Raw genomic sequence first — 18,259 nt, 5'->3', positions numbered from 1 at the left:
TGACTGGTTCGTGGGACGGCGGGGCGTCACACGTCCAGGAAGCGGACGTCCTTGGCGTTGCGCTGGATGAAGGAGCGCCGGGCCTCCACGTCCTCGCCCATCAGGACGGAGAACAGGTCGTCGGCGCGGGCCGCGTCCTCCAGGGTGATCTTCTGGAGCAGGCGCAGGCCCTGGTCCATGGTGGTCACCCGCAGCTCCTCGGCGTTCATCTCGCCGAGACCCTTGAAGCGCTGGATCGCGTCGTCCTTGGGGAGCCGGCGGCCGGCCGCCACGCCCGCGGCGATCACCGCGTCGCGCTCGCGGTCCGAGTAGACGTACTCGAAGTCGTCCTTGCCCCACTTGATCTTGTACAGCGGCGGCATGGCCAGGTAGACGTACCCGGCCTCGACCAGCGGCCGCATGAAGCGGAACAGCAGGGTGAGCAGCAGGGTCCGGATGTGCTGCCCGTCGACGTCGGCGTCCGCCATCAGGACGATCTTGTGATAGCGGAGCTTGGACTCGTCGTAGTCCTCCTGGATGCCGCAGCCGAACGCCGAGATCAGCGCCTGCACCTCGGTGTTCTGGAGGACCTTGTCGATCCGGGCCTTCTCGACGTTCAGGATCTTGCCGCGGATCGGCAGGATGGCCTGGACCCGCGGGTCACGGCCCTGCTTGGCCGAGCCGCCGGCCGAGTCGCCCTCGACGATGAAGATCTCGCACTCGGCCGGGTCCTTGGACTGGCAGTCGCTCAGCTTGCCGGGCAGCGAGGCGGACTCCAGCAGGCCCTTGCGCCGGGTCAGGTCGCGGGCCTTGCGGGCGGCGACGCGCGCGGTGGCGGCCTGGATGGACTTGCGGATGATGTCCGAGGCCTCGACCGGGTTCCGGTCCAGCCAGTCGTTCAGGTGCTCGTGGACGACCTTCTGGACGAAGGTCTTGACCTCGGTGTTGCCCAGCTTGTCCTTGGTCTGGCCCTCGAACTGCGGCTCGCCGAGCTTGACCGAGATGATCGCGGTCAGACCCTCGCGGATGTCCTCGCCGGAGAGGTTGTCGTCCTTCTCGCGGAGCAGCTTCTTGTCCCGCGCGTAGCGGTTCACCAGGCCGGTGAGCGCCGCGCGGAAGCCCTCCTCGTGGGTGCCGCCGCCGTGGGTGTGGATGGTGTTGGCGAAGGAGTAGACGCTCTCGGTGTAGGAGCTGTTCCACTGCATGGCGATCTCGACCGAGATCTTCTTGTCCTTGTCCTCCGCCTCGAAGTCGATCACCGAGGGGTGGACGACCTCGCCCTTGCGGGAGTTGAGGTGGGTGACGAAGTCGGCGATGCCGCCGTCGTACTTGTAGGTGATCGAGAGCGGCTTGCCCTCGTCGTCCTGGTGCTCCGGACGCTCGTCGGTGAGCGCGATGGAGAGGCCCTTGTTGAGGAAGGCCATCTCCTGGAAGCGCCGGGAGAGCGTCTCGAAGGAGTAGACGGTGGTCTCGAAGATGTCGCCGTCGGCCCAGAAGGTGACCGTGGTGCCGGTCCTCTCGGTGGCCTCGTGCTTCGCCAGCGGGGCGGTCGGGGCACCCGCCTTGTAGTCCTGGGTCCAGCGGTGGCCGTCGGTGTGGATCTCGACCGAGAGCCGGGTGGAGAGGGCGTTCACCACCGAGATGCCGACGCCGTGCAGACCGCCGGAGACGGCGTAGCCGCCGCCGCCGAACTTGCCGCCCGCGTGCAGCACCGTGAGCACGACCTCGACGGCCGGCTTGTCCTGCCCCGGCATGATGCCGACCGGGATGCCGCGGCCGTTGTCGGTGACCCGCACGCCGCCGTCGGCCAGGATGGTCACGTCGATGGTGTCGGCGTGACCGGCCAGCGCCTCGTCGACGGAGTTGTCCACGATCTCCTGCACCAGGTGGTGCAGGCCGCGCTCGCCGGTGGAGCCGATGTACATGCCCGGGCGCTTGCGGACGGCGTCGAGGCCCTCGAGCACCTGGATCGCGTTCGCGTCGTAGGAGCTGCCGGCCTGCTGGTCGGCGGGGTCAGGGGTCTGGCTGGAGTTGCCGGAATCGGCCACGAAGCGCCCTCTCTGGCACAGCGCGGGCCGCAGACCCACCCCCTGTCCGGGAGGGCTTGCGACCACGGCGTTTCGACTCGGTTGCTGCGAGCAACGGTGTTTGCTCCTCAGTCTACCGGTACGACTGACATAGATGGCCGTTTGGCAGCCTCAGAAGGCAGATGTGCCGCTCTGAACCCCCGGCGGACATGTCCCGATACTCGCCAGGGGGGCTCAGAAGCCTCAGAAGGGCCGTCAGCGGTTCCGGAAGATCGGCTTCCCGTACACCCGGGCTCACCCCCAGGTGTCGCCCGGCCCCTTGCTCCCCGGAGCGCGCAGCCGGCCGTACCCGCGCTGCGGGGCGGCCGGCCCCAGCACCTTGATCACCCGGACCGTGCCGTGCCCCAGCTCGTGGTTCAGGCGGGCCACCAACTGCCGTGCCAGCAAGCGGAGTTGCGTCGCCCAGGCGGTGGAGTCGCACTGCACGGTGAGCACCGCCTCGGCCTCCTCGAAGCTCTTCGGCACGCAGTGCGCGGCGATGTCGGGCCCGACGATCTGCGCCCAGCGGCCCATCACGCCGCCCACCGCGGCCGGGGCCTCCCAGCCCCGCTCGGTGATCAGCCGGTTGAGCGCCGCCCCCAGCGGCACCGGGTCGCGGCCGTCCGCCCGGGCCCCGCTGCGCAGGCCGTGCTTCTTCGCCTCGCGCTTCTCCCGCACCTGCTCGCCCCGCAGCCGGGCCTGCTCCTTGGCCGCGCGCAGCGCGACCCGGGCCAGGTCCACCCCGGAGAGCTCCGGTTCGCTCATCGCGGCGGCCCCTTTCTCTGTCCCCAGGCTGTGGACGGACGGGGAGCTGTCCAGAATACGGCGGTCCGGGGACGCAGCGGACGCCGCCCGGGCCCTCGGCGCGGGCCGGCGGATCGCGGCAGGTCGTGCGGGGTGGGGGAATGGAGGGGAGGGTCAGGCGCCGAGGCGGGTGACGGTGCCGTCGGAGACCGCGTACCGGGTGCCGCTGAGCGCCTTGGGGACGTCCTCCGGCACCGCCGCCGTCACCAGCACCTGCTCGGCCCCGGCCACCAGCTCGGCCAGCCGCTCCCGGCGGCGGGCGTCCAGCTCGGCGAAGACGTCGTCCAGGACCAGCACCGGCTCGCCGCCGTCGGCGCGCAGCAGCTCGTACGAGGCCAGCCGGAGCGCCAGTGCGAACGACCAGGACTCGCCGTGGCTGGCGTAGCCCTTGGCGGGCAGCGGGCCGAGCTTCAGGCCCAGCTCGTCGCGGTGCGGGCCGACCAGGGTCAGGCCGCGGGCCACCTCCTGGGAGCGGACCTCCGTCAGGGCCGCGAGCAGCTGCTGCTCGGCCTCCTCCCGGCTGGTCGGCAGGGCGCCCTCGAAGGAGCTGCGGTACTCCAGCGCCGTCTCCCCGCCGCCCGGCGCCAGCTGCTCGTAGGCGGCGGCCACCAGCGGCTGCAGGGCGGCCACCAGCTGCAGCCGGAACGCGGTCAGCTCGGCCCCGGCGCGGGCCAGGTGACCGTCCCAGATCTCCAGGGTGGAGAGGTCGGCGCCCTTGCCGCCGCCGCCCCGGCGGGCCTGGGCGGCGGTCTTCAGCAGGGCGTTGCGCTGCTTCAGCACGCGCTCGTAGTCCGAGCGCACGCCCGCCAGCCGGGGGGCGCGGGCGGTCAGCAGCTCGTCCAGGAAGCGCCGGCGCTCGCCCGGGTCGCCCTTCACCAGGGCCAGGTCCTCGGGGGCGAACAGCACGGTGCGCAGCAGCCCGAGGACGTCCCGCGGGCGGACGTTGTCGGAGCGGTTGATCCGGGCCCGGTTGGCCTTGCCGGCGGTGATCTCCAGCTCGACCAGGGTGGAGCGCTCGTCCCGGACCACACTGGTGCGGATCACCGCCCGCTCGGCGCCGAGCCGGATCAGCGGGGCGTCGGTGGCCACCCGGTGGCTGCCCAGGGTGGCCACGTAGCCGACGGCCTCGACCAGATTGGTCTTGCCCTGGCCGTTCGGCCCGACGAAGGCCGTCACGCCCGGGTCGAGGGCCACCTCGGCCCGGGCGTACGAACGGAAGTCGGCGAGCGACAGGTGCGCTACGTGCATGCTGTGGACTACGCCGCCTTCTTGTGGATAACTCCCCTGTTGCGCAGGGGAGTCGGGGCTTACTTCGACTCGACCGCGTGGCCGCCGAACTGGTTGCGCAGCGCGGCGATCATCTTCATCTGCGGCGAGTCCTCCTGGCGCGAGGCGAAGCGCGCGAACAGCGAGGCGGTGATCGCGGGCAGCGGCACCGCGTGGTCGATCGCGGCCTCCACCGTCCAGCGGCCCTCGCCCGAGTCCGCGGCCCAGCCCTTGAGCTTGGCCAGGTGCTCGTCGTCGTCCAGCGCCCGGACGGCCAGGTCGAGCAGCCAGGAGCGGATGACCGTGCCCTCCTGCCAGCTGCGGAAGACCTCGCGCACGTCGGTGACCTCGGGGGCCGCCTCCAGCAGCTCCCAGCCCTCGGCGAAGGCCTGCATCATCGCGTACTCGATGCCGTTGTGGACCATCTTGGCGAAGTGGCCGGCACCGACCTTGCCCGCGTGCACCGAGCCGAAGTCGCCCTCGGGCTTCAGCGCGTCGAAGACCGGCTGGACCTTGGCGACGTCGGCCGCCTCGCCGCCGTACATCAGCGCGTAGCCGTTCTCCAGGCCCCAGACGCCGCCGGAGACGCCGCAGTCGACGAAGCCGATGCCCTTCTCGGCCAGCGCCTCGGCGTGCTTGACGTCGTCCGTCCAGCGGGAGTTGCCGCCGTCCACCACCACGTCGCCGGGGGAGAGCAGCTCGGCGAGGCGGTCCACGGTGTCCTGGGTCGGGCCGCCGGCCGGGACCATCACCCAGACCACGCGGGGCGCCTCCAGCTTGGAGACCAGCTCCTCGAGGCTGTCGACGTCGGCGAGTTCCGGGTTCTGGTCGAAGCCGATGACGGTGTGCCCTGCGCGGCGGATGCGCTCGCGCATGTTGCCGCCCATCTTGCCGAGACCGATGAGGCCGAGCTCCATGCCAAGTCCTTACCTGTGGTGACGTGCCTGATCGGCGGCGCCGTTGCCGCACAGGCTGAGCCTACGCCGCCGGGAATGCCGCCTCCCCCGGCCAGAGCTGACCGGGGGAGGAGTCGTCCACAGCTGTGGACGGGGACCGACGGTCCGTCAGCCGGAGAGGCGGACCGGCATGATCAGGTACTGGTAGGCCTCGTCGGCCTCGGCGTCCACCGCGGGCTTGCCGCTGAGCAGGGCCGGCTTGGTGGCGGTGGTGAAGCTCAGCTGCGCGTACGCGGCGTCGATCGCCTTCAGACCCTCCTCCAGGTAGCCAGGGTTGAAAGCGATCGAGATGTCGTCACCTTCGAGGTCGGCCTCGATCCGCTCGGTGGCCTGGGCGTCGTCGCCCGAACCGGCCTCCAGGGTGAGCACGCCCTGCTCGAAGCTCAGCCGGACCGGCGTGTTCCGCTCGGCGACCAGCGAGACGCGCTTGAGCGCCTCCAGGAAGGGCTGCGTCTGGATCGCGGCGACGGCGCTGAACTCCGTCGGGAAGAGGCTGCGGAACTTCGGGAACTCGCCCTCGAGCAGGCGGGTGGTGGTCCGGCGACCGGCGCCCTCGAAGCCGATCAGACCCTCGCCGGCGCCGCCGGAGGCCAGCGCGATGGAGACCGTGTCCCCGCTGCCCAGCGACTTGGCGATGTCCTGCAGGGTGCGGGCGGGCACCAGGGCGACGGCGGAGATGTCGTCCTGCTCCGGCTTCCACATCAGCTCGCGGACCGCGAAGCGGTAGCGGTCGGTGGCGGCCAGGGTGATCTTGTCGCCCTCGATCTCCACCCGGACGCCGGTGAGCACCGGCAGGGTGTCGTCGCGGCCGGCCGCGACGGCGGCCTGGCTGACGGCGGAGGCGAAGACGTCACCGGAGACGGTGCCGGTCGCGGTGGGCATCTGCGGCAGCGCCGGGTACTCGTCCACCGGGAGGGTGGGGAGGGTGAACCGGGAGGAGCCGCAGACCACGCTGACCCGCTGGCCGTCGGTGGAGATCTCCACAGGCCTGTTGGGAAGGTTGCGCGAGATGTCGTTCAGCAGGCGGCCGGAGACCAGGACGGTGCCGGCCTCCTCCACCTCGGCCGCCAGCTCGACCCGGGCCGAGACCTCGTAGTCGAAGCCGGAGAGGGCCAGGCTGCCCTCCTGGGCCGTCAGCAGCAGGCCGGCGAGCACCGGCACCGGCGGCCGCGCCGGGAGGCTGCGGGCAGCCCAGGCCACCGCCTCCGCGAGGACGTCACGCTCCACCCGGAACTTCACCGGTAACCGCCTCCTGGGTCCTGCTGTCGTCTGCGTCTGGTCGGCACCGGGCGCTCCGGTTGCCGGAGAACAGTCTGACGTACTCGGCCGACAGTCGGGGCACAAGGGCGGGGACGGGCCGAACACACGTCGGACATCGGCTGTCCACAGATTTCGGGCCCACCCACCATTTTCCGGATCGATCGCTCTATAGGTGTAGTGGTAGTAGTAGGGCCTGTGGATACCGTGGAAAACCTTGTTTCCGCAGGTCAGCCCCGGTTTTCTGTCCACAGGTGCTGTGGATGCGGAGTGTGGACAACCAGGGCCCGCTGTGGACGACGGAGCGTTACCCACAGGGCACGTTGAGTATCCACAGGTTATCCCCAGGCTCGTCCCCAGATCATGGACGGGTTATCCACCGGCCCCGATCAACATCACGTGACGCCTTTCACACGGGGCGGTGAACTGTGCACCAAGGTTGTCGAACTGTGGACTCAGCTGTGGAGAACCTGGGGATAACCCACCTCTTCCTGGGGACAAGCGGTGGACAACTCCCGGGTCACCCTGATGGCCCATCAGATGTCCACAGCCTGTGGAAAACCGTTGTGCACAAGTCCACAGGGGGCTGACCTGCGCGGAAGAGCGTAGCCCGGGCGGGCCTGTGGAGGAATTCTGGATAACTCGGCGGCTGTGCACCTGTGGACGGGGCGAACCCACCCGTCCCTGTGGAAATCCGCCTCGCGGACCGGCGCCGTTCGAATTGCTGCTCACTTGTTCGGCGCGGTAACGGATCTGGCGGAGCGTCACTCGGTGCATTACTGCCCCGCCTCCGCGCCTTCCACACCTGTGGAGGGGCCGGACGTGTGACACCGGGTGCCCCGGGCGGGCCCTCGCGGGGTTGCGGACGGGCCGGCCGGCGGGCCCGGGGACCGCCCGGGAACGCCGGACGGGGAGCCGGCGCCCGTAGGGCCGACTCCCCGTCAGTTGTCCGTACTGGAGCCCGGACTCAGCTCTTGATGCGGTTGGTGAGCTCGGTGACCTGGTTGTAGATGGACCGCCGCTCGGCCATCAGCGAGCGGATCTTCCGGTCCGCGTGCATCACCGTGGTGTGGTCCCGGCCGCCGAACTGCGCGCCGATCTTCGGCAGCGAGAGGTCGGTGAGCTCCCGGCAGAGGTACATGGCGATCTGGCGGGCCGTCACCAGCACCCGGCTGCGGGAGGATCCGCAGAGGTCCTCCACGCCCAGCCCGAAGTAGGCGGCGGTCTGCTGCATGATGACCTGCGCGGTGATCTCCGGCCCGGCGTCCTCGTCGCCGCCCGGGATCAGGTCCTTGAGGACGATCCCGGCCAGCTCCAGGTCGACCGGCGCCCGGTTCAGGTTGGCGAACGCGGTGACCCGGATCAGCGCGCCCTCCAGCTCCCGGATGTTCCGGGTGATCCGGGAGGCGATGAACTCCAACACGTCGGCGGGGGCGTTGAGTTGCTCCTGGATCGCCTTCTTGCGGAGGATCGCGATCCGGGTCTCCAGCTCCGGCGGGGTGACGTCGGTGATCAGGCCCCACTCGAAGCGGTTGCGCAGCCGGTCCTCCAGGGTGGTCAGCAGCTTGGGCGGCCGGTCCGAGGAGAGCACGATCTGCTTGTTCGCGTTGTGCAGGGTGTTGAAGGTGTGGAAGAACTCCTCCTGGGTGGACTCCTTCGACGCCAGGAACTGCACGTCGTCCACCAGCAGGATGTCCATGTCCCGGTACCGCTTGCGGAAGGTGTCCGCCTTGCCGTCCCGGATCGAGTTGATGAACTCGTTGGTGAACTCCTCCGAGCTCACGTAGCGCACCCGGGTGCCCGGGAAGAGGCTGCGCGAGTAGTGCCCGATGGCGTGCAGCAGGTGGGTCTTGCCCAGCCCGGACTCGCCGTAGATGAAGAGCGGGTTGTACGCCTTGGCCGGGGCCTCGGCGACCGCCACCGCGGCCGCGTGCGCGAAGCGGTTGGAGGCCCCGATCACGAAGGTGTCGAAGAGGTACTTGGGGTTCAGCCGGGCGGCCGGCTCGTCCTTGCGCGAGCTGCTGCCGGCCGGCGGCGCACCCGGCGGCGCGGGCACCGGCACGGGGGAGCGCTCGGCGGGCGAACCGCCCGACTGCGGCCTGACGTCCGGGAGTTGACCGCCCGTCGGCTCCGGCCGTCCGTCCGGACGCGGCCCGCCCCGCCGGGCCGGGGGAGCCCCCGCCGCCGGGCGGTAGGCGCCGCCGAACAGGTCGTCCTGGCCCGAGCCGCCCTCGGACCCCTGGTAGGACGGGCCCTCCTGGTACGAGGTCGACTCGGGGTACGACGGGCTCTCCCAGGGGCGGCCCTCCGACCGGCCCTCGGCCTGCGCCCCCCCAGCCGCCGGACTGCTCCGTCCCCGCGCCGCTGCCGTACGGCGCGGGCCGCTGCTGGTACCCGGCGGTGTCGTACCGGCCGGGCCGCTCGTAGCTCTGCTCCGGGCCGGCCTCGTAGGAGGGCCGCTGCCCGGCCGGGCCGTACTCGGCGCCGGACGGCTGGTAGGACTCGGGCTGCTGGTAGTCGTCCTGGTACTGCTCCGGCGCGGACGGGTACGGCTCCGCCACCGGCCAGCGCCCGGGGCCCGACTGGCGCTCCGGGCGGTCCTGCCGGTCCTGGTGGCCCTGGCGGTCCTGGTGGTCCTGCCGCTCCGGGTAGCCGGACGGCTCGTCGCGGTACTGCTGCCGGGGCGGCCACTCCTCGGCCTGGTGCTGCGGCGGCTGCGGGGCCGGAGCCTGCTGCGGCTCGGCGGGGGAGGGGGCGGGCGGCGGCGTGGCGTTGGCGTCGACCATCACGGCGATCCGGACCGGGCGGCTGAAGGCCTTGCTCAGCTCCTCGGTCAGCGGCGGCAGCAGCCGGCCCTCCAGCACCTGCTTGGCCCGCTCGTTGGGGGCCGCCAGCAGGGCGGTGTCGTGCATCATCCACATCGGCTGGGTGCGCTTGAGCCACATCTTGTCGCTGTCACCGACACCCGGGTCGTTGACCAGCCGCTCGACGACCCTCGTCCAGACCGCGACGAGATCGCTGTTGACATCAGCCACTGGTGCACGCTTTCTCGTTCCCCGCGACGGGGGGTGTCAAGGGACTCCCGTGCCGGCCCGATCAAGACGAACAAACCCGACAAGTCCTGCAACGGTAGTCAGCCGACTGGGATGGTTCAAGTTTCTGTCCACAGGCTGTGGGCAGGCTCGCCGGGAGGGTGCCGGGTCGGCGACGGTGCCGGGACGGTCCTTGTGCCGCTTGGCCTCTATCATGATCGGGTCGCTTCCGGTGGGTACTTCCCGGAGCTCCCCGGGCGGGGTCCGGTTTGACCCTCCGCCCCCGTCCCGCGTACCGTAACCAGGTCGAGTTGTCGATGGCCGCTGCCGCATGTCCGCGGGTCCCCCCGCATTCCGAAGGCGCGCAGCACGGGCGCCGTGGATTGCCTCAACCCCAGCCGACCTGGGCGTTAGGGGCCGGATTTCCCAGCGAGGGGAGATCACGCGGACGCACGGTGACGGCCAAGCGACCTCCCGTCACCCTACGATTCACCTCAGGAGCCCCCGAGTGAGCAAGCGCACCTTCCAGCCGAACAACCGTCGTCGCGCCAAGACCCACGGCTTCCGGCTGCGGATGCGTACCCGCGCCGGCCGCGCCATCCTGGCCGCCCGCCGTGGCAAGGGCCGCAGCGCCATCTCCGCCTGATCCGCGTAGTACAGGGTCTGCAGTGCTGCCCTCCGAGAATCGGCTGCGGCGGCGCCAGGACTTCGCGACCGCGGTGAAACGCGGTCGCCGGGCCGGCCGGCCCCTGCTGGTGGTCCATCTCAACAGAGACGGATCCGCCGGGGGCCGCGCCGACCGGAACAGCGACACCAGCCCGCACGTCGCCGAGGGGTCTCCTTCGGCGCGTGCGGGTTTCGTCGTGAGCAAGGCCGTCGGCCCCGCCGTCGTGCGCAATCTGGTGAAGCGTCGGCTGCGCCACCTGGTCCGTGACCGTCTGGCGCTGCTGCCCGCAGGTAGCCTGATCGTGGTGCGCGCGCTTCCCCCCGCGGGGGCGGCCTCGTACCTCGATCTCGAACAGGACCTGGACGCGGCGCTCCGCCGGCTGCTCCGGGCGGAGCCGACCGGCAGCGCGCCGACGGGAGCAGGGCGATGAAGTACCTGCTGATGGGGCTGATCAGGCTCTACCAGTGGACCATCAGTCCCCTGCTCGGACCGGTCTGCCGCTACTACCCCTCGTGCTCGCACTACGGGTACGAGGCGGTCAGGACGCACGGCGCGATCAAGGGAAGCGGTCTGACCGCCTGGCGCATCCTTCGATGCAATCCGTGGTCCCCCGGTGGGGTCGACCATGTACCGCCGCGCAAGCACCCGGTCTGGCACCGTCGGCTGCGCGATCTGCTGAGCCCCCCGAGCGGGACCGCCGGGCCAGAGCCGGTGGCTAGCCCGATGTCCAAGGAGTCTGACCGGTGACCTTCGGTTTTCTGAGTCCCCTCTACACAGCGGTGTCCTGGATCATCGTCCAGTTCCACTCGCTGTACAGCCACGTCTTCGACCCGGACGGCGGCTGGGCCTGGGGCCTTGCCATCGTCTCGATGGTGATCGTCATCCGGATCTGCCTGATCCCGCTCTTCGTGAAGCAGATCAAGGCGACCCGGGCCATGCAGGCGATCCAGCCGAAGATGAAGGCCATCCAGGAGCGCTACAAGAACGACAAGCAGCGCCAGTCCGAAGAGATGATGAAGCTGTACAAGGAGGCGGGCACCAACCCGTTCTCCAGCTGCCTTCCCATCCTCGTGCAGGCGCCGTTCTTCACCGCCCTCTACGGCGTGCTCGCCTCGGTCGCCGACGGCAAGACCATCGGCGTCATCAACTCCACGCTCCTGGTCAGCGCCCAGAAGGCGCACATCCTCGGCGCCCCGCTCTCGGCGACCTTCCTGAAGAGCGACGAGGCCAGCGTCAAGGTCGTCACCGCCGGCATGATCATCCTGATGTCGCTGTCGCAGTTCATCACGCAGCGCCAGCTGATGACCAAGAACATGGACCTGACGGTCAAGACGCCGTTCATGCAGCAGCAGAAGATGCTGATGTACGTCTTCCCGATCATGTTCGCCGTGATGGGCATCAACTTCCCGGTCGGTGTGCTGCTCTACTGGCTGACCACCAACGTCTGGTCGATGGGCCAGCAGCTGATCGTCATCCGCAACAACCCGACGCCCGGCTCCCAGGCCTTCGCCGAGCGCCAGGAACGCCTGAAGAAGGCGGGCCGGCTCAACCCGGACGGCACCGTGAAGAAGGGCGCGCTGATGGCGATGCTCACCGGTGGCGGTGCGAAGAAGGGCGCCGAGGCGCAGGCCCAGACGGCGGTGCAGGACGCGGTGCAGGTCCGCCGGCAGCAGCCGAAGAAGACCACCAAGGCGCAGCGTCAGCACACCGGTGCCCAGACGGCCGCGGTCGAGGAGACCGAGCCGGCCGGGGCGGGCGACGCGGCCGCGGCGGCCGAGCCGAAGGCCAGCCTGGAGAAGGACGCCGGCGCCGGCGCCAAGGGCGGTGCGGCCAAGCCGGCCGCGGCCCGTGGCGGCCAGCGGCAGCAGCCGAAGCGCGGTGGCCAGCAGGGCGGCCAGCGGCCGAAGAAGAAGTCCTGACCCGGCTCCATCCCCGGCCGTCAGCGGCCCCCTGAACTTCGTTCTCGGCCCCACCCGAGGGCCCATTCCCGAAGGAGTCCACCAGTGACGGAAGGCACCACCTCCGCCGCCGAGTCCTCGACCGACACCCTGGTCTCGCGCCTGGAGCAGGAGGGCGACATCGCGGCCGACTACCTGGAGGGTCTGCTCGACATCGCCGACCTCGACGGTGACATCGACATGGACGTCGAGGGCGACCGCGCCCTGGTCTCCATCGTCAGCGAAGGCAACGACCGCTCGCTGAGCCGGCTGGTCGGCCAGGACGGCGAGGTGCTGGAGGCGCTCCAGGAGCTGACCCGGCTGGCGGTGCACCGCGAGACCGGCGAGCGCAGCCGCCTCATGCTGGACATCGCGGGCTTCCGGGCGCGCAAGCGCGCGGAGCTGGCGGAGCTGGGGGCCGAGGCGGCCGAGAAGGCGAAGTCGACGGGCGAGCAGGTGAAGCTCCGTCCGATGACGCCGTTCGAGCGCAAGGTGGTGCACGACGCGGTGGCGGCGGCCGGCCTGAGCAGCGAGTCGGAGGGCGAGGAGCCCCAGCGCTGCGTGGTCGTGCTGCCGCGCTGACCGCGGCGCGCAGCCGGTCCGGTCCGACGACCCCGTCCGCCTCGTGCGGGCGGGGTCGTCGTCGCTGGGAGCGGCGGAGCGGGCGAGCGGCTGAGTGGCCGAGCGGCTGAGCGGGTGTCAGAAGGGTGCTGTTTCACGTGAAACGGCGCCCTCGTGACAGAGTGTCCGGTAGCGCGGGTGAGTGGAGACGGTGAGCGGAGAGGCTGAGATGGACACGGACGGCGTGGCGACCGAGGGCACCCCGGAGGAGAACGGTCCGCAGGGACCGGGCGAGGCTCCGGCTGTGGCGCAGCAGATCTTCGGGGACCGGCTCCCGGTGGCCGTGCGCTACACCGAGCTGCTGGCCACCGCGGGCGTGCAGCGCGGACTGATCGGTCCGCGCGAGGTGCCCCGGCTCTGGGACCGCCACGTGCTGAACTGCGCGGTGCTGGCCGAGCTGCTGGCGCCCGGCGCCTCGCTCTGCGACGTCGGCTCGGGGGCCGGGCTGCCCGGCATCCCGGTGGCGATGGCCCGCCCGGACGTCTCGGTGACCCTGCTGGAGCCGCTGCTGCGGCGGACCACCTTCCTGGAGGAGGTGGTCCGAGAGTTGGGGCTGACCAACGTCACGGTGCTGCGCGGCCGGGCCGAGGAGATGGTCGGCAAGCTGGCGGTGGACGTGGTGACCGCCCGGGCGGTGGCGCCGATGGACCGGCTGGCCGGCTGGGGGCTGCCGCTGCTGCGACCGTACGGACAGATGCTCGCGCTCAAGGGCGACACCGCGGAGCAGGAGCTGGCCGACTCGCGGTCGGCGCTGACCAAGCTCGGTGCGGTGAAGTGGTCGGTCATCGCGGTCGGCGAGGGCACCCTGGAGACCTCGACCCGGGTGGTCCGGGTGGAGGCGGGGGAGAGCCCGGGCGGTGTGAAGGCGGCCACCCGGCGGGCCAAGGCGGCCCGGGCCGGGCGCGGTGCCCGGGCCGGCGAGTCCGGTGGCCGGGGCGGCGGAGCGCGTCGCCGGCGCTGACACGGGGCCAGGGCGGGCCGGGGTTCGCCCAGTGTTCACTTCCGCGGAGCGGGTACCCGATTGGGTGCCCGCTCCGTCGCGTTCGGGGGGCGCACGGGGGCACGGGGCCGGGAGTCGGAGTGTCGCACCGTCAGATTTCCGACATTGCGGGCATGGTGTTTCACGTGAAACGTCGCTCACTGCTTTCCGGAATCCTCGGCCGCAGCCGGGCGGTGACTGTTGCCGCTCCGGTTTCACGTGAAACACTGACCCCCATGCAGGAGTCGGAGACCATCGATCACGTCGATGACACGCCCATCGCACGGGCCGCCATGGCCGCGGTGGAGGCCGCCGGACGGGCCGGCGAAGGACTGCCCCGCCCGGACACCACCCGCGTGATCGTGGTGGCCAACCAGAAGGGCGGCGTCGGCAAGACCACCACCACCGTGAACATGGCCGCCGGGCTGGCCATGCACGGGCTGCGGGTCCTGGTGGTCGACCTCGACCCGCAGGGGAACGCGTCCACCGCGCTGGGCATCGACCACCACGCCGAGGTGCCGTCGATCTACGACGTGCTGGTCGAGGGCAAGCCGCTGGCCGACGTGGTGCAGCCGGTCCGGGACGTGGAGGGGCTGTTCTGCGTGCCCGCCACCATCGACCTGGCCGGCGCGGAGATCGAGCTGGTCTCGCTGGTGGCCCGGGAGAGCCGGCTGCAGCGGGCGATCGCCGCCTACGAGCAGCCGCTGGACTACATCCTGATCGACTGTCCGCCCTCGCTCGGGCTGCTGACGGTCAACGCCCTGGTGGCCGGTCAGGAGGTGCTGATCCCGATCCAGTGCGAGTACTACGCGCTGGAGGGACTCGGCCAGCTGCTCCGGAACGTCGAGCTGGTCCGGGCGCACCTGAACCAGGCGCTGCACGTCTCCACCATCCTGCTCACCATGTACGACGCCCGGACCAGGCTGGCCGCCCAGGTGGCCGAGGAGGTCCGGACGCACTTCGCCCAGGAGGTGCTGAGCACGGCGATCCCGCGCTCGGTCCGCATCTCCGAGGCGCCCAGCTACGGACAGACCGTGCTGACCTACGACCCGGGTTCCACCGGGGCGCTCTCCTACCTGGAGGCGGCACGCGAACTCGCCCTGCGCTCGGCGGGGCCGGCGGTGGCCGGGCAGCAGCCCGGCGCCGCCCTGGGCCAGCAGCGCACCGGCGCGCCGGCCCCGATGGCACAGCACGGCAGCACGATGGAGGACAACCGGTGAGTGGTGGGCGCAGGGGCTTGGGACGCGGGCTCGGAGCACTGATCCCGGCGGCGACGCCGGCGGCGGCTCCGGCCGTGGCGGCCGGTACCGGTGTCCCGGAGCGGTCGGCCGGGGCGCTCTCGCCGAGCGCGCTGCCGGCCCTGCCCACCGACCGGGGCACGGTGGCCGCCAAGGTCGCGGCCGAGCTGGCCCGGGACGCCGCAGTGCCCGCCGGCCGGAGCGCGCTGGAGGACGAGCTCACCGCGCTGGCCCCGGTGGACGGTGCCCGGTTCGCCGAGCTGCCGCTGGACTCGATCACGCCGAACCCGCGCCAGCCGCGCGAGGTCTTCGACGAGGACAAGCTGGCCGAGCTGGTCGCCTCCATCAAGGAGGTGGGCCTGCTCCAGCCGGTGGTGGTCCGTCAGACCGCGGTCGGCCGCTTCGAACTGATCATGGGTGAGCGGCGCTGGCGCGCCTCCCGGGAGGCCGGACTCGACGTCATCCCGGCCATCGTCCGGGCCACCGACGACGACAAGCTGCTGCTCGACGCGCTGCTGGAGAACCTCCACCGGGCCGAGCTGAACCCGCTGGAGGAGGCGGCCGCCTACGACCAGCTGCTGCGGGACTTCTCCTGCACCCACGACGAGCTGGCCGACCGGATCGGCCGGTCCCGCTCGCACGTCTCCAACACCCTGCGGCTGCTGAAGCTCTCGCCCACGGTCCAGCGCCGGGTCGCCGCCGGGGTGCTGACGGCGGGTCACGCCCGGGCGCTGCTCGGCGTGCTGGACGCCGAGGCGCAGGACCAGCTGGCCCGCAGGATCATCGCGGAGGGGCTCTCGGTGCGCACCACCGAGGAGATCGTCGCGGTGATGGACCAGGACCAGAAGCCGCAGCGGGCGGCGCGGCCGCAGGCCGGCAAGCTGATCTCGCCCGCCTTCAACGACCTCTCGGCGCGGCTCTCGGACCGCTTCGAGACCCGGGTCAAGGTCGAGGTCTCGCAGCGGAACGGCCGGCTCGGCAAGGGCAAGGTGGTGCTGGAGTTCGCCTCGGTGGAGGACCTGAACCGGATCCTGGACAGCCTGGCCCCGGGCGAGGAGGGGCTCCGCCTCTCCGGCGGCTGACCGTCCCCGGTCTCCGGGCGGAGACGGCGACGCGGGTGCATGTTTCACGTGAAACATGCACCCGCCGCCGTTTCGGGTGAGAGTGTTCCGGTGGGCTGACGGACCGTCGGGAGCGTGCCGGCGGGGGAGCGCTGAGGAGGCGTGGGCGTGGGGCGAAGGATCGTTCCGTTGACGCTGGACAATCTGGCGGACCTTCCGCTGCCCTGCCGCTCCTGCGTGTTCTGGGAGCTGGACCCGGTGAGCGGCAGGGCTGCCGAGGACGGCGGCAAGCCGGAACTGGAGAAGGAGGGCTGGATCTCCGCGGTGCTGCTGGAGTGGGGCTCCTGCGGCCGGGTGGTCTACGTGGACGAGCGCCCGGTCGGCCACGTGCTCTACGCGCCGCCCGCGTACGTGCCGCGCTCGGCCTCCTTCCCGACCAGTCCGGTCTCGCCGGACGCCGTCCAGCTGATGGTCAGTCGGCTGCTGCCGGGCTACCAGCGGCAGGGGATCGGGCGGGTGCTGGTGCAGACCGTGGTGAAGGACGTGGTGGCCCGGGGCTTCAAGGCGGTCGAGGCCTTCGGCGCGGCCGGCCGGGACGTGCCCAGCTGCCTGCTGCCGGCCGACCACCTGAGGGCGGTCGGTTTCAAGACCGTCCGGCCGCACCACCGGTACCCGCGGCTGCGGCTGGAGGCGCGCTCCGCGCTCTCCTGGAAGGGCGACGTGGAGACCGCGCTGGAGCGGCTGCTCGGGGGCGCGCGGGCACGGGGCGGCCCGCGCAAGGAGCCTGCGCTGCGGCCGTTCTGACGGTCCTGCCGGACGGTCCGGGCGAACGGTCCTGCCGGATGGCCCGGGCGGACGGTCCTGCCGGATGGCCCGGGCGGACGGCGAAGGGCCTCCCGGTGGGTACCGGGAGGCCCTTCGCCGTCAGGGCGTGGTGAGCCCTAGAGGTACTCGGCCAGCTCGCGGAGCAGCGCGGCCTTCGGGCGGGCGCCGGTGATGCTCTTCACCAGCTCGCCGTTCTGGTAGACGTTCAGCGTCGGGATGGAGATCACGCCGTACTGGGCGGCGGTGCCCTGGTTGGCGTCCACGTCCAGCTTGGCCACGGTGAGCTTCTCACCGTGCTCGGTGGCGATCTCCTCGAGGATCGGGGCGACCTGGCGGCACGGGCCGCACCAGGTGGCCCAGAAGTCGACCAGGACGGGCTTGTCGCTCTTCAGGACCTCGGCGTCGAAGGTCGCGTCGGTCACGTTGATGGTGGCGCCGGCCACGGGAACTCCTCAGGGTCAGAACGGGGGGTGTGCTGGTGAGAACAACGCGCTGCGCTGTTCTGTTTCTCAGACCGCGACGGCGGCGGTGGCCTGGGCGGCCTCGTGGTCCAGGGCGGCCAGGTAGCGCTCGGCGTCCAGCGCGGCGGCGCAGCCGGTGCCGGAGGCGGTGATGGCCTGGCGGTAGGTGTGGTCCACCACGTCACCGGCGCCGAAGACGCCGGGGATGTTGGTCCGGGTGGAGGGGGCCTCGACCTTGAGGTAACCCTCGGCGTCCAGCTCCAGCTGGCCCTTGAACAGCTCGGTGCGCGGGTCGTGGCCGATCGCGATGAACAGGCCGGTGACCGGGAGCTCGCGCAGCTCGCCGGTGGTGGTGTCGCGCAGGGTCAGGTGGCTCAGCTTCGGGTCGCCGTGGATCTCCTCGACCGCGCTGTCCCACGCGAAGGTGATCTTCGGGTCGGCGAAGGCGCGCTCCTGCATCGCCTTGGAGGCGCGCAGGCTGTCGCGGCGGTGCACCACGGTGACCGACTTGGCGAAGCGGGAGAGGAAGGTCGCCTCCTCCAGGGCGGTGTCGCCGCCGCCGACCACCGCGATGTCCTGGTCGCGGAAGAAGAAGCCGTCGCAGGTCGCGCACCAGGAGACGCCGCGGCCGGAGAGCTTGTCCTCGTTCGGCAGGTTGAGCTTGCGGTGCTGCGAGCCGGTGGTGACGATCACCGCGCGGGCCCGGTGCACGGTGCCCTCGGAGTCGGTGACGGTCTTGATCTCACCGGTGAGGTCGACCGCGACGATGTCGTCCGGGATCAGCTCGGCGCCGAAGCGCTCGGCCTGGGCCCGCATGTTGTCCATCAGCTCGGGGCCCATGATGCCGTCCCGGAAGCCGGGGAAGTTCTCGACCTCGGTGGTGTTCATCAGCGCACCGCCGGCCGTCACCGCGCCCTCGAAGACCAAGGGCTTGAGGGAGGCACGGGCGGTGTAGAGCGCAGCGGTGTACCCGGCGGGGCCGGAACCGATGATGATCACGTTACGGACGTCGCTCACTGCTTCTCCTGGTTCGCATCGCGGCCCCGCGCTGTGCGGGAGGGCGGTCCTGCCCCGCCGCCGGGGACAACGACTGACCAGTCTCCCTCATTC

General features: G+C 71.3%; 15 protein-coding genes and 2 pseudogenes. 9 read left to right on the top strand and 8 right to left on the bottom strand.

Annotated features, from left to right (window positions below; genetic code table 11):
• Positions 1–26 precede the first annotated feature (26 nt).
• The 6 genes and pseudogenes from gyrB to dnaA all read right to left on the bottom strand — a co-directional run.
• Complete coding sequence (gene gyrB / locus ABD946_RS39265) at positions 27–2,027, bottom strand: DNA topoisomerase (ATP-hydrolyzing) subunit B (RefSeq protein WP_345290536.1); 2,001 nt, start codon at positions 2,025–2,027, stop codon at positions 27–29.
• A 273-nt stretch (positions 2,028–2,300) separates the two neighbouring features.
• Positions 2,301–2,810 (bottom strand): DciA family protein, encoded by a 510-nt coding sequence (locus tag ABD946_RS39260; protein WP_345290535.1) that lies wholly within the window; start codon positions 2,808–2,810, stop codon positions 2,301–2,303.
• Positions 2,811–2,963: 153 nt separating this feature from the next.
• Positions 2,964–4,097 (bottom strand): DNA replication/repair protein RecF, encoded by a 1,134-nt coding sequence (gene recF, locus ABD946_RS39255; protein ID WP_345290534.1) that lies wholly within the window; start codon positions 4,095–4,097, stop codon positions 2,964–2,966.
• Positions 4,098–4,156: 59 nt separating this feature from the next.
• Positions 4,157–5,032 carry a phosphogluconate dehydrogenase (NAD(+)-dependent, decarboxylating) gene (gnd, locus tag ABD946_RS39250; RefSeq protein WP_345290533.1) on the bottom strand — a complete coding sequence of 292 codons (876 nt, stop codon included), beginning with the start codon at positions 5,030–5,032 and terminating at the stop codon, positions 4,157–4,159.
• 147 nt (positions 5,033–5,179) lie between these two features.
• Entirely contained in the window at positions 5,180–6,310 is a 1,131-nt protein-coding gene (dnaN, locus tag ABD946_RS39245) for a DNA polymerase III subunit beta (RefSeq protein WP_345290532.1), read from the bottom strand.
• Positions 6,311–7,295: 985 nt separating this feature from the next.
• Positions 7,296–8,927: pseudogene (dnaA, locus tag ABD946_RS39240) on the bottom strand (chromosomal replication initiator protein DnaA); the annotation flags it as partial.
• 941 nt (positions 8,928–9,868) lie between these two features.
• Between dnaA and rpmH the strand changes: the two are divergent.
• From rpmH to ABD946_RS39195, 9 genes and pseudogenes are all read left to right on the top strand, one after another.
• Complete coding sequence (gene rpmH / locus ABD946_RS39235; RefSeq protein ID WP_148643823.1) at positions 9,869–10,006, top strand: 50S ribosomal protein L34; 138 nt, start codon at positions 9,869–9,871, stop codon at positions 10,004–10,006.
• A gap of 22 nt (positions 10,007–10,028) precedes the next feature.
• The gene (rnpA, locus tag ABD946_RS39230) at positions 10,029–10,457 is read left to right on the top strand and encodes a ribonuclease P protein component (RefSeq protein WP_345290531.1); all 429 of its coding nucleotides are present in this window, start codon (positions 10,029–10,031) and stop codon (positions 10,455–10,457) included.
• Positions 10,454–10,774 carry a membrane protein insertion efficiency factor YidD gene (gene yidD / locus ABD946_RS39225; RefSeq protein WP_345290530.1) on the top strand — a complete coding sequence of 107 codons (321 nt, stop codon included), beginning with the start codon at positions 10,454–10,456 and terminating at the stop codon, positions 10,772–10,774. Before rnpA ends, yidD begins: the two co-directional genes overlap by 4 nt.
• On the top strand, positions 10,771–11,946 hold the full coding sequence (gene yidC, locus ABD946_RS39220) for a membrane protein insertase YidC (RefSeq protein ID WP_345290529.1): 1,176 nt from the start codon (positions 10,771–10,773) through the stop codon (positions 11,944–11,946). Before yidD ends, yidC begins: the two co-directional genes overlap by 4 nt.
• 84 nt (positions 11,947–12,030) lie before the next feature.
• The gene (locus tag ABD946_RS39215; protein WP_345290528.1) at positions 12,031–12,546 is read left to right on the top strand and encodes a Jag family protein; all 516 of its coding nucleotides are present in this window, start codon (positions 12,031–12,033) and stop codon (positions 12,544–12,546) included.
• A 208-nt stretch (positions 12,547–12,754) separates the two neighbouring features.
• Complete coding sequence (gene rsmG / locus ABD946_RS39210) at positions 12,755–13,546, top strand: 16S rRNA (guanine(527)-N(7))-methyltransferase RsmG (protein WP_345290527.1); 792 nt, start codon at positions 12,755–12,757, stop codon at positions 13,544–13,546.
• Between the two features lie 227 nt (positions 13,547–13,773).
• Positions 13,774–14,784: pseudogene (locus ABD946_RS39205) on the top strand (ParA family protein); the annotation flags it as partial.
• Positions 14,781–15,884, top strand: a complete 1,104-nt coding sequence (locus ABD946_RS39200) for a ParB/RepB/Spo0J family partition protein (protein WP_345290525.1) — start codon at positions 14,781–14,783, stop codon at positions 15,882–15,884. The pseudogene ABD946_RS39205 and the gene ABD946_RS39200, both read left to right, overlap by 4 nt.
• A 147-nt stretch (positions 15,885–16,031) precedes the next feature.
• On the top strand, positions 16,032–16,667 hold the full coding sequence (locus ABD946_RS39195; protein ID WP_345290524.1) for a GNAT family N-acetyltransferase: 636 nt from the start codon (positions 16,032–16,034) through the stop codon (positions 16,665–16,667).
• A 137-nt stretch (positions 16,668–16,804) separates the two neighbouring features.
• On the opposite strand, the gene trxA is transcribed toward ABD946_RS39195, so the two are convergent.
• Positions 16,805–17,131 (bottom strand): thioredoxin, encoded by a 327-nt coding sequence (gene trxA, locus ABD946_RS39190; RefSeq protein ID WP_345290523.1) that lies wholly within the window; start codon positions 17,129–17,131, stop codon positions 16,805–16,807.
• Positions 17,132–17,197: 66 nt separating this feature from the next.
• Positions 17,198–18,166, bottom strand: coding sequence for a thioredoxin-disulfide reductase (gene trxB / locus ABD946_RS39185; RefSeq protein ID WP_345290522.1), 969 nt, complete (start codon positions 18,164–18,166; stop codon positions 17,198–17,200).
• Between the last annotated feature and the right edge of the window lie 93 nt (positions 18,167–18,259).

The sequence above is a fragment of the Kitasatospora albolonga genome, assembly GCF_039535905.1.
GTDB classification, from domain to species: Bacteria; Actinomycetota; Actinomycetes; order Streptomycetales; family Streptomycetaceae; genus Kitasatospora; species Kitasatospora albolonga.
Note: the sequence above shows the minus strand (reverse complement) of the source record. Positions and strands in the feature narration are given on the sequence as shown.